Here is a 15,226-nt window from a genome sequence, read left to right as displayed (position 1 = left end):
GATGATGGAAAATTTTAAACATACAACGGTGTTGCTGGATGAGGCCGTAAACGGTCTGAATATTCGTCCGGACGGCATCTACATTGACGGGACATTTGGTCGCGGCGGTCACTCACGACTGATCCTCTCGCAGCTTGGCGAAGAGGGGCGTTTGCTGGCTATCGATCGCGATCCGCAGGCCATTGCGGTGGCTCAGAGCATTAACGACCCCCGCTTCTCCATCATTCATGGACCTTTCTCCGCGCTGGCTGAGTACGTGAGTGAGCGCGGGCTAACCGGTAAGATCGATGGCATCCTTCTCGATCTTGGTGTCTCTTCTCCGCAATTAGACGATGCGGAGCGCGGCTTTTCGTTTATGCGTGACGGTCCGTTGGACATGCGTATGGACCCAACGCGCGGCCAGTCAGCCGCCGAGTGGCTGCAAACGGCAGATGAAGCGGATATTGCCTGGGTGATTAAAACCTTTGGCGAAGAACGCTTTGGCAAACGCATTGCTCGCGCCATTGTCGAGCGTAACCGCGTTGAACCGATGACCCGCACCAAACAACTGGCGGAAGTCATTGCGGCGGCCATGCCGGTAAAAGACAAATTCAAACATCCCGCGACCCGTACCTTCCAGGCGGTGCGCATTTGGGTGAACAGTGAACTGGAGGAGATAGAGCAGGCGCTAAAAAGCTCGCTCAGCGTGCTGGCTCCAGGTGGTCGCCTTTCTGTCATCAGTTTCCACTCGCTTGAAGACCGTATTGTGAAGCGCTTTATGCGCGAACAAAGTCGCGGTCCTCAGGTTCCGGCGGGGATCCCGATGACCGAAGCGCAGATCCAAAAGCTGGGCGGCCGTGAGTTGAGAGCATTAGGCAAGTTGATGCCGGGTGAAGAAGAGGTCGCAGAAAATCCTCGTGCCCGTAGTTCAGTTCTGCGCATTGCAGAGAGGACGAACGCATGATCAGCAGAGTGACAGAAGCCCTCAGCAAAGTTAAAGGATCGATAGGAAGTAACGAGCGCCATGCTTTGCCTGGCGTGATCGGTGACGATCTTTTGCGGTTCGGGAAGCTGCCACTCTGCCTGTTCATTTGCATTATTTTGACGGCGGTCACCGTCGTGACGACCGCGCACCATACGCGGTTACTGACCGCACAGCGTGAACAGTTAGTTCTGGAACGCGATGCACTGGATATCGAATGGCGTAACCTGATCCTCGAAGAGAACGCTCTCGGTGACCATAGCCGTGTTGAACGGATCGCAACGGAAAAGCTGCAGTTGCAGCATGTCGATCCCTCACAAGAAAATATCGTTGTACAAAAATAAGGATAAACGCGACGCATGAAAGCAGCGGCAAAGACGCTCAAACCAAAACGCCAGGAAGAACAAGCCAACTTTATCAGTTGGCGTTTTGCGTTACTGTGCGGCTGTATTTTGCTGGCGCTGTGCTTCCTGCTGGGACGCGTTGCGTGGCTGCAAATTATTGCGCCTGACATGCTGGTGCGTCAGGGCGACATGCGCTCCTTGCGCGTCCAGGAAGTCTCCACGTCACGTGGCATGATTACCGACCGTTCCGGCCGTCCGCTGGCGGTGAGCGTGCCGGTGAAGGCCATCTGGGCCGATCCAAAAGAAGTGCATGATGCGGGTGGCGTAAGCGTTGGCGAACGCTGGCGAGCGCTGTCGACTGCGCTGAACATCCCGCTCGACCAACTGGCTTCTCGCATCAATGCCAACCCGAAAGGGCGTTTTATCTACCTCGCACGCCAGGTCAACCCTGACATGGCCGACTACATCAAAAAACTCAAGCTGCCGGGGATTCATCTGCGCGAAGAATCCCGCCGTTACTATCCTTCCGGGGAAGTGACCGCTCACCTCATCGGTTTTACCAACGTCGACAGCCAGGGCATTGAAGGCGTTGAGAAGAGTTTTGATAAATGGCTCACCGGTCAGCCGGGCGAGCGCGTGGTGCGTAAAGACCGCTATGGCCGCGTGATTGAAGATATTTCTTCAACAGACAGTCAGGCGGCACATAACCTGGCGCTGAGTATTGATGAGCGCTTGCAGGCACTGGTCTATCGCGAACTGAACAACGCCGTCGCGTTTAACAAAGCGGAATCAGGTAGCGCCGTGTTGGTAGACGTCAACACAGGCGAAGTGCTGGCGATGGCGAATAGCCCATCCTACAACCCAAACAATCTCTCCGGTACGCAAAAAGATGTCATGCGTAACCGTACCATCACCGACGTATTTGAACCGGGCTCAACGGTTAAACCGATGGTGGTGATGACGGCACTGCAGCGCGGCGTGGTGCGTGAAAATACCGTGCTGAACACCATTCCCTATCGAATTAATGGCCACGAAATCAAAGACGTGGCGCGTTATAGCGAATTGACCCTGACCGGGGTACTACAGAAGTCGAGTAACGTCGGTGTTTCCAAGCTGGCGTTAGCGATGCCGTCCTCAGCGTTAGTAGATACTTACTCACGTTTTGGGCTGGGAAAAGCGACCAATTTGGGGTTGGTCGGAGAACGCAGTGGCTTATATCCTCAAAAACAACGGTGGTCTGACATAGAGAGGGCCACCTTCTCTTTCGGCTATGGGCTAATGGTAACCCCGTTACAGTTAGCGCGAGTCTACGCAACGATCGGCAGCTATGGCGTTTATCGCCCGCTGTCGATTACCAAAGTTGATCCTCCTGTTCCGGGCGAGCGTATCTTCCCGGAATCTACCGTACGTACCGTCGTTCATATGATGGAAAGCGTGGCGCTGCCCGGCGGCGGCGGCGTGAAGGCGGCGATTAAAGGCTATCGCATCGCCATTAAAACCGGTACGGCGAAAAAAGTAGGGCCGGATGGTCGCTACATCAACAAATACATTGCTTATACCGCAGGCGTTGCGCCTGCGAGTCAGCCGCGCTTCGCGCTGGTGGTTGTTATCAACGATCCGCAGGCGGGTAAATACTACGGTGGCGCCGTTTCCGCGCCGGTCTTCGGTGCCATCATGGGCGGCGTACTGCGCACCATGAACATCGAGCCGGATGCGCTGACAACGAGCGATAAAAGTGATTTTGTGAATAATCAAGGCGAGGCGACAGGTGGCAGATCGTAATTTGCGCGACCTTCTTGCTCCATGGGTGCCGGGTGCACCGGAGCGAGCACTGCGGGAGATGACGCTCGACAGCCGTGTGGCTGCATCGGGCGATCTCTTTGTGGCAGTGGTAGGTCATCAGGCGGACGGGCGTCGATATATCCCGCAGGCGATAGCGCAAGGTGTGGCTGCCATTATTGCAGAGGCAAAAGATGAGGCAACCGACGGTGAAATCCGTGAAATGCACGGCGTACCGGTTATCTATCTGAGCCAGCTTAACGAACGTTTATCAGCACTGGCGGGCCGTTTTTACCACGAGCCTTCTGACACTATGCGTCTGGTGGGGGTCACCGGCACCAACGGGAAAACCACGACCACCCAACTGCTGGCGCAGTGGAGCCAGCTGTTGGGCGAAACCAGCGCCGTAATGGGGACCGTCGGCAATGGCCTGCTGGGCAAAGTGATCCCGACCGAAAATACCACCGGTTCAGCCGTTGACGTCCAGCATGTGCTGGCGGGGCTGGTTGAGCAGGGTGCCACGTTAGGCGCGATGGAAGTGTCATCCCACGGTCTGGTTCAGCATCGCGTGGCAGCGTTGAAGTTTGCCGCGTCGGTATTTACCAACTTAAGCCGTGACCATCTCGACTATCACGGTGATATGGAACATTACGAAGCCGCGAAGTGGCTGCTGTACTCCACGCACCATTGCGGTCAGGCCATCGTCAATGCAGATGATGAAGTCGGCCGTCGCTGGCTGGCAAAATTGCCGGATGCGGTCGCCGTTTCGATGGAAGACCATATTAACCCGAACTGCCACGGTCGTTGGCTGAAAGCGGTTGAGGTGAATTATCACGACAGCGGCGCGACGATCCGCTTTACGTCATCCTGGGGTGACGGTGAAATTGAAAGCCGCCTGATGGGCGCCTTCAACGTCAGCAATCTGCTGCTGGCGCTGGCAACGCTGCTGGCATTAGGGTACCCGTTAGCGGATTTACTGAAAACGGCGGCACGTCTGCAGCCAGTTTGCGGGCGTATGGAAGTGTTCAGCGCGCCGGGCAAAACAACGGTGGTGGTGGATTATGCCCACACGCCGGATGCGCTGGAAAAAGCGCTGCAGGCGGCACGTCTGCACTGCTCCGGTAAGCTGTGGTGCGTCTTTGGCTGCGGCGGCGATCGCGACAAAGGCAAGCGTCCGCTGATGGGCGCCATCGCGGAAGAGTTCGCCGATATTGTGGTGGTCACCGATGATAACCCGCGCACTGAAGAGCCACGCGCCATCATTAACGACATTCTGGCCGGTATGCTGGATGCCGGGCACGCGAAGGTGATGGAAGGTCGTGCTGAAGCGGTCACCAACGCCATTATGCAGGCGAAAGAAAACGACGTTGTGCTGGTGGCCGGTAAAGGCCACGAAGATTACCAGATCGTCGGCGCGCATCGCCTCGACTATTCTGACCGCGTGACGGCCGCTCGTTTGCTGGGGGTGATCGCATGATTAGCGTAACGCTCAGCCAGTTGGCGGAGATCCTCGGTGGCGAACTGAAAGGGGGCGATCTGACCCTTGATGCGGTGACCACCGATACGCGTAAAGTCACGCCGGGTTGCCTGTTTGTGGCGCTGAAAGGCGAACGCTTCGATGCCCATGATTTTGCCCAACAGGCGAAGGAGAACGGGGCGGGAGCGCTGCTGGTCAGTCGTCCGCTGGATGTTTCTCTGCCGCAGGTGATTGTGAAGGATACGCGCCTGGCGTTTGGCGAGCTGGCGGCGTGGGTGCGCGCTCAGGTTCCGGCCCGGGTGGTGGCACTGACCGGTTCATCCGGTAAAACCTCTGTCAAAGAGATGACAGCCGCGATTCTCAGCCAGTGTGGGAACACGTTATACACTGCGGGCAATCTGAACAACGACATCGGCGTACCAATGACGCTGCTGCGACTGAACAACGATTATGACTATGCGGTGATTGAGCTTGGTGCCAACCACCAGGGCGAGATTGCCTGGACCGTCGGATTAACTCGACCGGAAGCGGCGCTGGTGAATAACCTGGCGGCGGCTCACCTGGAAGGGTTTGGTTCTCTGGCGGGTGTCGCCAAAGCAAAAGGCGAAATCTTTACCGGCCTGGCGGAAAACGGTATCGCCATTATGAATGCCGATAACAACGACTGGCTGAACTGGCAGAGCATTATTGGCGATCGCACCGTCTGGCGCTTCTCGCCGAATGCGGCCAACAGCGACTTTTCTGCTACCAACATTCATGTTACGTCACACGGCACCGAGTTTACGCTGCACACGCCGACGGGCAGCATTGATGTTTTGCTGCCGTTACCGGGGCGTCACAACATTGCCAATGCCCTGGCTGCCACCGCGCTCTCCATGGCGGTTGGCGCGACGCATGAGGCGGTTAAAACTGGCCTGAAAGAGTTACACGCAGTGCCGGGACGCCTGTTCCCTATCCCGCTCGCCGAAAATCAGCTGCTGCTGGATGACTCCTATAACGCCAACGTCGGTTCGATGACCGCCGCGGTACAGGTGTTGTCTGAAATGCCGGGCTATCGCGTGCTGGTGGTGGGCGATATGGCAGAACTTGGCGCGGAAAGCGAAGCCTGTCACATACAGGTAGGAGAGGCTGCGAAGGCGGCGGGTATCGACCGCGTATTGAGTACAGGGAAACTGAGTCAGGCAATCAGCGATGCCAGTGGTGTTGGCGAACATTTTGCGGATAAACCCGCGCTGGCCGCGCATCTTAAGACATTGATTGCCGAGCATCAGGTGATGACGATTTTAGTGAAAGGTTCACGTAGTGCCGCTATGGAAGAGGTAGTACGCGCATTACAGGAGAATGCAACATGTTAGTTTGGCTGGCCGAACATTTGGTCAAATATTATTCCGGCTTTAACGTCTTCTCTTATCTGACGTTTCGCGCCATCGTCAGCCTGCTGACCGCGCTGTTCATCTCGTTGTGGATGGGCCCGCGCATGATCGCCCGCCTGCAAAAAATGTCTTTTGGTCAGGTTGTGCGTAACGACGGCCCAGAATCGCATTTCAGCAAGCGCGGTACGCCGACCATGGGCGGCATTATGATCCTCACCGCGATTGTTATCTCCGTTCTGCTGTGGGCCTACCCGTCTAACCCTTACGTCTGGTGCGTACTGGTGGTGCTGGTGGGTTACGGCATTATCGGTTTTGTCGATGACTACCGCAAAGTGGTGCGTAAAGACACCAAAGGCCTGATCGCCCGCTGGAAGTACTTCTGGATGTCGGTGATTGCATTAGGCGTGGCCTTCGCGCTGTATCTGGTGGGCAAAGATACGCCCGCCACGCAGCTGGTCGTGCCGTTCTTTAAAGACGTCATGCCGCAGTTGGGCCTGTTCTACGTTCTGCTGGCCTACTTCGTGATTGTCGGTACCGGCAATGCGGTCAACCTGACCGACGGCCTTGATGGCCTGGCTATTATGCCGACCGTGTTTGTTGCTGCTGGCTTTGCGCTGGTGGCGTGGGCGACCGGGAACATGAACTTTGCCAACTATCTGCATATTCCGTATTTACGCCATGCGGGGGAGTTGGTGATCGTCTGTACGGCGATTGTCGGGGCAGGATTAGGCTTCCTGTGGTTTAACACCTACCCGGCACAGGTCTTTATGGGCGACGTCGGTTCGCTGGCGCTGGGCGGCGCACTGGGTATTATTGCCGTGCTGCTGCGCCAGGAGTTCCTGCTGGTGATCATGGGCGGTGTGTTTGTGGTGGAAACCCTGTCGGTGATCCTGCAGGTGGGCTCCTTCAAGCTGCGCGGACAGCGCATCTTCCGTATGGCGCCGATCCACCATCACTATGAATTGAAAGGCTGGCCGGAGCCGCGCGTGATTGTGCGCTTCTGGATTATTTCGCTGATGCTGGTGCTGATTGGCCTGGCAACGCTGAAGGTACGTTAATCATGGTTGATTACCAGGGTAAAAAAGTCGTCATTATCGGTCTGGGGTTGACCGGACTGTCCTGTGTGGATTTTTTCCTCGCGCGTGGCGTCACGCCGCGGGTGATGGACACCCGCATGACGCCGCCGGGGCTGGATAAATTACCGGAAGCGGTTGAGCGCCACGTTGGCAGCCTGAATGATGACTGGCTGCTGGCCGCCGATCTCATCGTCGCCAGCCCTGGTATTGCCCTCGCGCATCCTGCGCTGAGCGCGGCCGCTGATGCCGGGATTGAAATTGTGGGTGACATCGAGCTGTTCTGTCGCGAAGCGCAGGCGCCGATCGTGGCGATTACCGGTTCTAACGGTAAAAGCACCGTCACCACGCTGGTCGGTGAAATGGCAAAAGCGGCCGGGGTGAACGTCGGCGTCGGCGGTAACATTGGTTTGCCTGCACTGATGCTGCTGGATGCTGAACGCGAGCTGTACGTTCTGGAGCTCTCCAGCTTCCAGCTAGAAACCACCTCCAGCCTGCAGGCTGTGGCGGCCACTATTCTGAACGTGACTGAAGATCATATGGATCGCTACCCGTTTGGGTTGCAGCAGTACCGTGCAGCGAAACTGCGCGTCTATGAGAACGCGAAAGTGTGCGTGGTTAACGCCGATGATGCGCTGACGATGCCGGTTCGCGGGGCTGATGAACGCTGCGTGAGCTTTGGCATCAATATGGGTGACTATCACCTGAATCGTCAGCAGGGCGAAACCTGGCTGCGCGTGAAGGGCGAAAAAGTGCTGAACGTGAAAGAGATGACGCTTTCCGGCCAGCATAACTATACCAACGCTCTGGCAGCGCTGGCGCTGGCGGATGCGGCTGGCCTGCCGCGGGCATCCAGTCTGAAAGCGCTAACCACCTTTACCGGACTGGCGCATCGTTTTCAGGTTGTGCTGGAACATAACGGCGTACGCTGGATTAACGATTCTAAAGCCACCAACGTCGGCAGTACTGAAGCGGCGCTGAATGGCCTGCACGTTGACGGCACGCTGCATCTGCTGCTGGGCGGGGACGGGAAATCCGCTGATTTTTCTCCGCTCAGTCGTTATCTGGTTGGCGATCGTATTCGTCTTTACTGTTTTGGTCGCGATGGGGCGCAGCTTGCCGCTCTGCGACCAGACGTTGCCGAGCAAACTGAAACCATGGAGCAGGCGATGCGTCTGCTCGCGCCGCGCGTTAAACCGGGCGATATGGTGTTGCTGTCGCCGGCCTGCGCCAGCCTCGACCAGTTTAAAAACTTTGAGCAGCGTGGCGATGTCTTTACCCGCCTGGCGAAGGAGTTGGGTTGATGCGTTTATCTCTCCCTCGTCTGAGAATGCCGCGCATACCGGGATGGGGTGTCCTGGCGTGGATCTTCGCGGCGCTTAAAGGCTGGGTGATGGCGTCGCGTGATAAAGACGCGGACAGCCTGATCATGTATGACCGCATGTTGCTGTGGCTGACGTTTGGTCTGGCAGCGATTGGTTTTGTGATGGTGACATCGGCGTCAATGCCCGTTGGGCAACGTCTGGCGGGCGATCCTTTCCTGTTCGCCAAACGTGATGCGCTGTATATCTTCCTGGCGTTCTGTCTGGCGATGGTCACGCTACGTCTGCCGATGGAATTCTGGCAAAAGTACAGCACCACCATGTTGATCGCCTCGATCATCATGTTGCTGATCGTACTGGTGGTAGGCAGCTCGGTTAACGGGGCATCGCGTTGGATTGCACTGGGCCCGCTGCGTATTCAGCCGGCGGAATTTACCAAGCTGTCGCTGTTCTGTTATCTCGCCAACTACCTGGTACGTAAGGTGGATGAGGTGCGTAACAACCTGCGCGGCTTCTTAAAACCGATGGGCGTGATCCTGGTGCTGGCGGTGCTACTGCTGGCGCAGCCTGACCTCGGTACGGTGGTGGTGCTGTTTGTTACCACGCTGGCGATGCTGTTTCTGGCTGGTGCAAAATTGTGGCAGTTCATCGCCATCATCGGCATGGGGATCTCGGCGGTGGTGCTGCTGATCCTCGCCGAACCGTATCGTATCCGTCGCGTAACCTCTTTCTGGAACCCCTGGGAGGATCCGTTTGGTAGCGGCTACCAGCTGACGCAATCCCTGATGGCCTTTGGTCGTGGTGAGATTTGGGGGCAGGGGCTGGGGAATTCGGTACAAAAACTGGAGTATTTGCCGGAAGCGCACACTGACTTTATCTTCGCCATTATTGGGGAAGAACTGGGTTATATCGGTGTGGTACTGGCACTTTTAATGGTATTCTTCGTCGCTTTTCGCGCGATGTCGATTGGCCGTAAAGCGCTGGAAATTGACCACCGTTTTTCAGGCTTTTTAGCCTGCTCGATCGGGGTTTGGTTTAGTTTTCAGGCACTGGTTAACGTCGGAGCGGCGGCAGGTATGCTGCCCACAAAAGGTCTGACGCTGCCGCTGATCAGTTATGGTGGTTCAAGTCTGTTGATCATGTCGACGGCCATCATGTTTTTGTTACGTATTGATTATGAAACGCGTCTGGAAAAAGCACAGGCGTTTACACGAGGTGCACGATGAGTGGTCAACCGAAGCGGTTAATGGTGATGGCAGGCGGTACCGGTGGGCATGTGTTCCCGGGACTGGCGGTTGCGCACCATTTAATGGCCCAGGGCTGGCAGGTTCGTTGGCTGGGCACCGCCGATCGTATGGAAGCGGACTTAGTGCCGAAGCATGGCATTGACATTGATTTTATTCGTATCTCCGGTTTGCGTGGCAAGGGCCTCAACGCACTGCTGGCCGCACCCGTGCGTATTTTTAACGCCTGGCGCCAGGCTCGCGCCATTATGAAGCAGTTTAAGCCCGATGTGGTGCTGGGGATGGGCGGTTATGTCTCCGGTCCCGGTGGTCTGGCGGCCTGGTCGTTAGGTATTCCAGTCGTGCTGCACGAGCAGAACGGCATTGCGGGCTTAACCAACAAATGGCTGTCAAAGATTGCCACCACGGTGATGCAGGCGTTTCCTGGCGCCTTCCCGGATGCGGAAGTGGTGGGTAACCCGGTACGTACCGATGTGCTGGCGCTGCCGCTACCTGAAGAACGCCTGGCTGGACGTGAAGGTCCGGTTCGCGTGCTGGTGGTCGGGGGGTCTCAGGGCGCGCGCGTGCTGAACCAAACGCTGCCGCAGGTTGCTGCAAAGCTTGGCGACGCGGTGACTATCTGGCATCAGAGCGGTAAAGGCGCACAGCAGACCGTGGAACAGGCCTATGTTGATGCCGGACAGCCGCAGCATAAGGTCACCGAATTTATTGATGATATGGCCGCAGCCTATGCGTGGGCAGATGTGGTGGTTTGTCGCTCCGGCGCGCTAACGGTGAGCGAGATCGCAGCAGCGGGCCTGCCAGCGATTTTTGTGCCGTTCCAGCATAAAGACCGACAGCAGTACTGGAATGCGTTGCCGCTGGAAAAAGCGGGCGCCGCCAAAATTTTAGAGCAGCCGCAGTTTACTGTGGATGCCGTCGCCAGCACCCTTGAAGGGTGGTCGCGAGAAACCTTATTAACCATGGCAGAACGTGCTCGCAATGCATCCATACCGAATTCCACCGAATGGGTTGCAAATGCAGTGAGCCGGGCTGCCCGGGCGTAATTGTGGCGATGCCTTTTGCATCGCATGAACTGAGAAGTTAATGGCTAAACAATGAATACACAACAATTGGCAAAACTGCGTTCCATCGTGCCCGAAATGCGTCGCGTTCGGCACATTCACTTTGTCGGCATCGGTGGTGCTGGTATGGGTGGTATTGCCGAAGTTTTGGCCAATGAAGGGTATCAGATCAGCGGTTCTGACTTAGCGCCGAATCCGGTCACGCAACAGCTGAGTAATCTGGGCGCGACGATTTTCTTCAACCATCGCCCGGAAAACGTGCGTGATGCGAGCGTGGTGGTGGTGTCCAGCGCCATTTCTGCGGATAACCCGGAAATTGTGGCGGCGCATGAAGCGCGTATTCCGGTGATTCGTCGCGCAGAGATGCTGGCTGAGTTAATGCGTTTTCGTCATGGTATCGCCATTGCCGGGACGCACGGTAAAACCACGACCACCGCGATGGTCTCCAGCATTTACGCAGAAGCAGGGCTGGATCCGACGTTTGTCAACGGTGGGCTGGTGAAGGCGGCGGGCGTACATGCGCGCTTAGGCCATAGCCGTTATTTAATTGCGGAAGCGGATGAGAGCGATGCGTCGTTCCTGCATTTGCAGCCGATGGTGGCGATTGTCACCAATATCGAAGCTGACCACATGGATACCTACCAGGGCGACTTCGAAAATTTAAAGCAGACGTTTATTAATTTCCTGCATAACCTGCCGTTTTATGGTCGTGCAGTGATGTGCGTTGACGATCCGGTGATCCGTGAATTGCTACCGCGCGTCGGTCGTCAGACCACAACCTATGGTTTCAGCGATGATGCTGACGTACGCATAGAAGATTACCAGCAGATTGGCCCGCAGGGTCACTTTACGCTGTTGCGTCAGGGGATGGCCGACCTGCGCGTTACGTTAAATGCGCCAGGCCGTCACAATGCGCTGAACGCGGCAGCCGCGGTTGCGGTAGCGACCGAAGAGGGTATTGAAGACGACGCTATTCTGCGCGCGCTGGAAAGTTTCCAGGGTACTGGGCGTCGTTTTGACTTCCTTGGTGAATTCCCGCTGGAGCCCGTCAACGGTAAAGCCGGTAGCGCAATGTTGGTGGATGACTACGGGCATCACCCGACGGAAGTGGATGCCACGATCAAAGCCGCACGTGCGGGCTGGCCGGACAAAAATCTGGTGATGCTGTTCCAGCCGCACCGCTATACGCGTACCCGCGATCTGTACGATGACTTTGCTAACGTCCTGACACAGGTTGACGCGCTGTTGATGCTGGACGTGTATGCCGCAGGTGAAACGCCGATCCCGGGGGCTGACAGCCGTTCGCTGTGCCGTACCATTCGTGGCCGCGGCAAGGTTGATCCGATCCTGGTGTCCGATCCGGCCCAGGTGGCTGAAATGCTGGCATCGGTGTTAACGGGCAACGATCTGATTTTGGTGCAGGGCGCTGGAAATATCGGCAAAATCGCGCGTTCCTTAGCTGAAATCAAACTGAAGCCGCAAAACCCGGAGGAAGAGCAACATGGCTGATAAAATCGCGGTCCTGTTGGGCGGAACCTCTGCAGAACGAGAAGTGTCGTTGAATTCAGGCGCAGCGGTGCTGGCCGGTTTACGCGAAGGCGGCGTGGATGCGCACCCGGTTGACCCGAAAGAGGTCGATGTCACGCTTCTGAAATCAATGGGTTTTCAGAAGGTGTTTATTGCGCTGCACGGCCGTGGTGGGGAAGATGGTACCTTGCAGGGCATGCTGGAGTTGATAGGCTTGCCCTATACCGGTAGTGGTGTGATGGCTTCTGCTATCTCAATGGATAAACTGCGCAGCAAGCTGCTGTGGCAGGGGGCAGGGTTACCCGTTGCACCATGGGTGGCGTTGACCCGCGCTGAGTTTGAAAAAGGGCTTAGCGATGAAGTGGTTACGCAGATTTCTGCGTTAGGCTTGCCGCTGATTGTGAAGCCAAGCCGCGAAGGCTCCAGCGTTGGGATGTCAAAAGTTGAAGAAGAAAATGCTTTGCAGGCTGCATTAGCATTGGCTTTTCAGCATGATGAAGAAGTACTGATTGAAAAATGGCTGAGTGGCCCGGAATTTACCGTTGCAATACTTGGCGAAGAAATTTTACCGTCAATACGTATCCAACCGGCCGGAACCTTCTATGATTATGAGGCGAAGTATCTGTCTGATGAGACACAATATTTCTGTCCTGCTGGTCTGGAAGTTGAACAAGAGGCTGCTTTACAGGCGTTAGTCCTGAAAGCATGGACCGCGCTGGGCTGTAAGGGGTGGGGTCGCATTGACGTCATGCTGGACAGTGATGACCAGTTTTATCTGCTGGAAGCGAATACCTCTCCGGGTATGACCAGCCATAGCCTGGTGCCAATGGCGGCACGTCAGGCGGGCCTGAGCTTCTCGCAGTTGGTGGTACGAATTTTGGAGTTGGCGGACTGATATGTCGCAGGCTGCGCTGAACACGCGAAACGGTGATGATGAAGAAGATGTTCTCTCCTCACGCCGCAACAATGGAACGCGTCTTGCAGGAATCATTTTTCTGCTGACAGTGCTGTGCACCGTGTTTGTCAGCGGCTGGGTAGTGTTGGGATGGATGGAAGATGCGCAGCGTTTGCCGTTGTCAAAACTGGTTTTGACCGGCGAGCGTCACTACACGCGCAACGATGATATTCGTCAGTCCATCCTGGCGCTGGGCGCACCAGGAACCTTTATGACTCAGGATGTCAACATCATCCAGAGCCAGATTGAACGCCTGCCATGGATTAAACAGGCAAGCGTCAGGAAGCAATGGCCTGATGAATTGAAGATTCATCTGGTTGAATATGTGCCAATAGCGCGTTGGAATGATCAGCATATGGTCGATGCAGACGGAAATACGTTTAGCATACCGACGGGGCGAGCCAACAAGCAGGTATTACCGATGTTGTATGGCCCGGAAGGCAGCGCAAGTGAAGTGCTGCAAGGGTTCCGCGATATGGGGCAGGTGCTGGCTAAGGACAGATTCACCCTGAAGGAAGCGGCGATGACCGCGCGTCGTTCCTGGCAGTTGACGCTGAATAACGATATTAAGCTGAATCTGGGCAGGGGCGACACGATAAAACGTTTGGCTCGCTTTGTGGAACTCTACCCGGTTTTACAGCAGCAGGCGCAAACCGATGGCAAAAGGATTAGCTACGTTGATTTGCGTTATGACTCAGGAGCGGCAGTAGGCTGGGTTCCCTTGCCTCCTGAGGAATCTAATCAGCAACAGAATCAGGCACAGGCAGAACAACAATGATCAAGGCGACGGACAGAAAACTGGTAGTTGGACTGGAGATTGGCACCGCGAAGGTAGCCGCTTTAGTAGGGGAAGTTCTGCCCGACGGTATGGTCAATATCATTGGCGTGGGCAGTTGCCCATCGCGAGGTATGGATAAAGGCGGGGTGAATGATCTTGAGTCAGTGGTGAAGTGCGTACAGCGCGCCATTGACCAAGCTGAACTGATGGCAGATTGCCAGATCTCCTCGGTGTATCTGGCGCTTTCCGGTAAGCATATTAGCTGTCAGAATGAAATTGGTATGGTGCCCATTTCCGAAGAGGAAGTGACGCAGGAAGACGTAGAGAACGTGGTGCATACGGCGAAATCCGTCCGCGTGCGCGATGAGCATCGTGTTCTGCATGTCATTCCACAGGAATACGCCATTGACTACCAAGAAGGCATTAAAAATCCGGTAGGGCTTTCCGGCGTACGCATGCAGGCCAAAGTGCATCTGATTACCTGCCACAACGACATGGCGAAGAATATTGTTAAAGCCGTTGAACGTTGTGGTCTGAAAGTTGACCAACTCATATTTGCCGGGTTGGCGGCCAGTTATTCAGTCTTAACGGAAGACGAACGTGAGCTGGGCGTCTGCGTAGTCGATATTGGTGGTGGTACAATGGATATCGCCGTTTATACTGGCGGCGCGTTACGCCATACCAAAGTTATCCCTTACGCAGGGAATGTGGTGACCAGCGATATCGCGTATGCCTTTGGTACGCCGCCGAGCGATGCCGAGGCCATCAAAGTGCGTCATGGCTGCGCGCTGGGATCTATCGTCGGTAAAGATGAAAGCGTTGAGGTACCCAGCGTGGGTGGTCGTCCGCCGCGCAGTCTGCAACGTCAGACTTTGGCAGAGGTCATTGAGCCGCGTTATACCGAGCTACTCAACCTGGTCAACGAAGAGATTTTGCAATTACAGGAACAGCTTCGCCAGCAGGGTGTGAAACATCATCTGGCGGCGGGGATTGTATTAACCGGTGGTGCGGCACAAATTGAAGGCCTTGCGGCCTGCGCTCAGCGCGTGTTCCACACGCAGGTGCGAATTGGTGCGCCGCTGAACATTACCGGTCTGACAGATTATGCCCAGGAGCCGTATTATTCAACGGCGGTGGGGTTGCTTCACTACGGGAAAGAATCCCATTTGAGTGGTGAGGCTGAAGTTGAAAAACGTGTAACAGCATCGGTTGGATCGTGGATAAAACGACTTAACAGCTGGCTGCGAAAAGAGTTTTAATTTTTATGAGACCGGCAACAATTACGGTCTCAGGCGACAGGCACTACATGACGTCATTCAAGTTGCATCG

The 15,226-nt window shown here is 55.9% G+C and carries 13 protein-coding genes; all 13 read left to right on the top strand.

The window, feature by feature from the left end; translation table 11 throughout:
• The first annotated feature begins 1 nt into the window (after position 1).
• From rsmH to ftsA, 13 genes are read left to right on the top strand one after another with little or no spacing between them, the layout of a single operon-like run.
• A complete protein-coding gene (gene rsmH, locus QNN86_RS13175; protein WP_115259463.1) occupies positions 2 to 943 on the top strand; it encodes a 16S rRNA (cytosine(1402)-N(4))-methyltransferase RsmH in 942 nt (313 codons plus the stop codon).
• Positions 940 to 1,305, top strand: coding sequence for a cell division protein FtsL (gene ftsL / locus QNN86_RS13170; RefSeq protein WP_115259462.1), 366 nt, complete (start codon positions 940 to 942; stop codon positions 1,303 to 1,305). The genes rsmH and ftsL overlap by 4 nt, the downstream gene beginning before the upstream one ends.
• A 15-nt stretch (positions 1,306 to 1,320) precedes the next feature.
• A complete protein-coding gene (gene ftsI, locus QNN86_RS13165) occupies positions 1,321 to 3,087 on the top strand; it encodes a peptidoglycan glycosyltransferase FtsI (protein ID WP_096758308.1) in 1,767 nt (588 codons plus the stop codon).
• Positions 3,074 to 4,561, top strand: a complete 1,488-nt coding sequence (murE, locus tag QNN86_RS13160; RefSeq protein WP_181618645.1) for a UDP-N-acetylmuramoyl-L-alanyl-D-glutamate--2,6-diaminopimelate ligase — start codon at positions 3,074 to 3,076, stop codon at positions 4,559 to 4,561. The genes ftsI and murE overlap by 14 nt, the downstream gene beginning before the upstream one ends.
• A complete protein-coding gene (gene murF / locus QNN86_RS13155) occupies positions 4,558 to 5,916 on the top strand; it encodes a UDP-N-acetylmuramoyl-tripeptide--D-alanyl-D-alanine ligase (protein ID WP_181618646.1) in 1,359 nt (452 codons plus the stop codon). Before murE ends, murF begins: the two co-directional genes overlap by 4 nt.
• Complete coding sequence (gene mraY, locus QNN86_RS13150; RefSeq protein ID WP_096758305.1) at positions 5,910 to 6,992, top strand: phospho-N-acetylmuramoyl-pentapeptide-transferase; 1,083 nt, start codon at positions 5,910 to 5,912, stop codon at positions 6,990 to 6,992. Before murF ends, mraY begins: the two co-directional genes overlap by 7 nt.
• 2 nt (positions 6,993 to 6,994) lie before the next feature.
• Positions 6,995 to 8,311, top strand: a complete 1,317-nt coding sequence (gene murD, locus QNN86_RS13145) for a UDP-N-acetylmuramoyl-L-alanine--D-glutamate ligase (RefSeq protein ID WP_181618647.1) — start codon at positions 6,995 to 6,997, stop codon at positions 8,309 to 8,311.
• The gene (gene ftsW, locus QNN86_RS13140) at positions 8,311 to 9,555 is read left to right on the top strand and encodes a cell division protein FtsW (RefSeq protein ID WP_135912587.1); all 1,245 of its coding nucleotides are present in this window, start codon (positions 8,311 to 8,313) and stop codon (positions 9,553 to 9,555) included. The genes murD and ftsW overlap by 1 nt, the downstream gene beginning before the upstream one ends.
• A complete protein-coding gene (gene murG, locus QNN86_RS13135) occupies positions 9,552 to 10,619 on the top strand; it encodes an undecaprenyldiphospho-muramoylpentapeptide beta-N-acetylglucosaminyltransferase (protein ID WP_115259458.1) in 1,068 nt (355 codons plus the stop codon). Before ftsW ends, murG begins: the two co-directional genes overlap by 4 nt.
• A gap of 51 nt (positions 10,620 to 10,670) precedes the next feature.
• Positions 10,671 to 12,146, top strand: coding sequence for a UDP-N-acetylmuramate--L-alanine ligase (gene murC, locus QNN86_RS13130; RefSeq protein ID WP_115259457.1), 1,476 nt, complete (start codon positions 10,671 to 10,673; stop codon positions 12,144 to 12,146).
• Positions 12,139 to 13,059, top strand: a complete 921-nt coding sequence (locus QNN86_RS13125) for a D-alanine--D-alanine ligase (protein ID WP_117342314.1) — start codon at positions 12,139 to 12,141, stop codon at positions 13,057 to 13,059. Before murC ends, QNN86_RS13125 begins: the two co-directional genes overlap by 8 nt.
• A gap of 1 nt (position 13,060) precedes the next feature.
• On the top strand, positions 13,061 to 13,897 hold the full coding sequence (gene ftsQ / locus QNN86_RS13120; protein ID WP_181618648.1) for a cell division protein FtsQ: 837 nt from the start codon (positions 13,061 to 13,063) through the stop codon (positions 13,895 to 13,897).
• Positions 13,894 to 15,156 (top strand): cell division protein FtsA, encoded by a 1,263-nt coding sequence (gene ftsA, locus QNN86_RS13115; RefSeq protein WP_003018755.1) that lies wholly within the window; start codon positions 13,894 to 13,896, stop codon positions 15,154 to 15,156. The genes ftsQ and ftsA overlap by 4 nt, the downstream gene beginning before the upstream one ends.
• The last annotated feature ends 70 nt before the right edge of the window (positions 15,157 to 15,226 follow it).

The organism is Citrobacter sp. C348, assembly GCF_047467975.1.
In the GTDB taxonomy this organism is placed as follows: domain Bacteria; phylum Pseudomonadota; class Gammaproteobacteria; order Enterobacterales; family Enterobacteriaceae; genus Citrobacter; species Citrobacter gillenii.
This window is presented reverse-complemented; position numbering and strand designations above follow the sequence as displayed.

What these genes read in the sequence shown, in the direction of transcription:
- murC (WP_115259457.1), top strand. Translation starts at nt 10,671, where the DNA reads ATGAATACACAACAATTGGCAAAACTGCGTTCCATCGTGCCCGAAATG.
- ftsI (WP_096758308.1), top strand. Translation starts at nt 1,321, where the DNA reads ATGAAAGCAGCGGCAAAGACGCTCAAACCAAAACGCCAGGAAGAACAA.
- murG (WP_115259458.1), top strand. Translation starts at nt 9,552, where the DNA reads ATGAGTGGTCAACCGAAGCGGTTAATGGTGATGGCAGGCGGTACCGGT.
- ftsW (WP_135912587.1), top strand. Translation starts at nt 8,311, where the DNA reads ATGCGTTTATCTCTCCCTCGTCTGAGAATGCCGCGCATACCGGGATGG.
- ftsA (WP_003018755.1), top strand. Translation starts at nt 13,894, where the DNA reads ATGATCAAGGCGACGGACAGAAAACTGGTAGTTGGACTGGAGATTGGC.
- mraY (WP_096758305.1), top strand. Translation starts at nt 5,910, where the DNA reads ATGTTAGTTTGGCTGGCCGAACATTTGGTCAAATATTATTCCGGCTTT.
- QNN86_RS13125 (WP_117342314.1), top strand. Translation starts at nt 12,139, where the DNA reads ATGGCTGATAAAATCGCGGTCCTGTTGGGCGGAACCTCTGCAGAACGA.
- ftsQ (WP_181618648.1), top strand. Translation starts at nt 13,061, where the DNA reads ATGTCGCAGGCTGCGCTGAACACGCGAAACGGTGATGATGAAGAAGAT.
- murF (WP_181618646.1), top strand. Translation starts at nt 4,558, where the DNA reads ATGATTAGCGTAACGCTCAGCCAGTTGGCGGAGATCCTCGGTGGCGAA.
- murD (WP_181618647.1), top strand. Translation starts at nt 6,995, where the DNA reads ATGGTTGATTACCAGGGTAAAAAAGTCGTCATTATCGGTCTGGGGTTG.
- ftsL (WP_115259462.1), top strand. Translation starts at nt 940, where the DNA reads ATGATCAGCAGAGTGACAGAAGCCCTCAGCAAAGTTAAAGGATCGATA.
- rsmH (WP_115259463.1), top strand. Translation starts at nt 2, where the DNA reads ATGATGGAAAATTTTAAACATACAACGGTGTTGCTGGATGAGGCCGTA.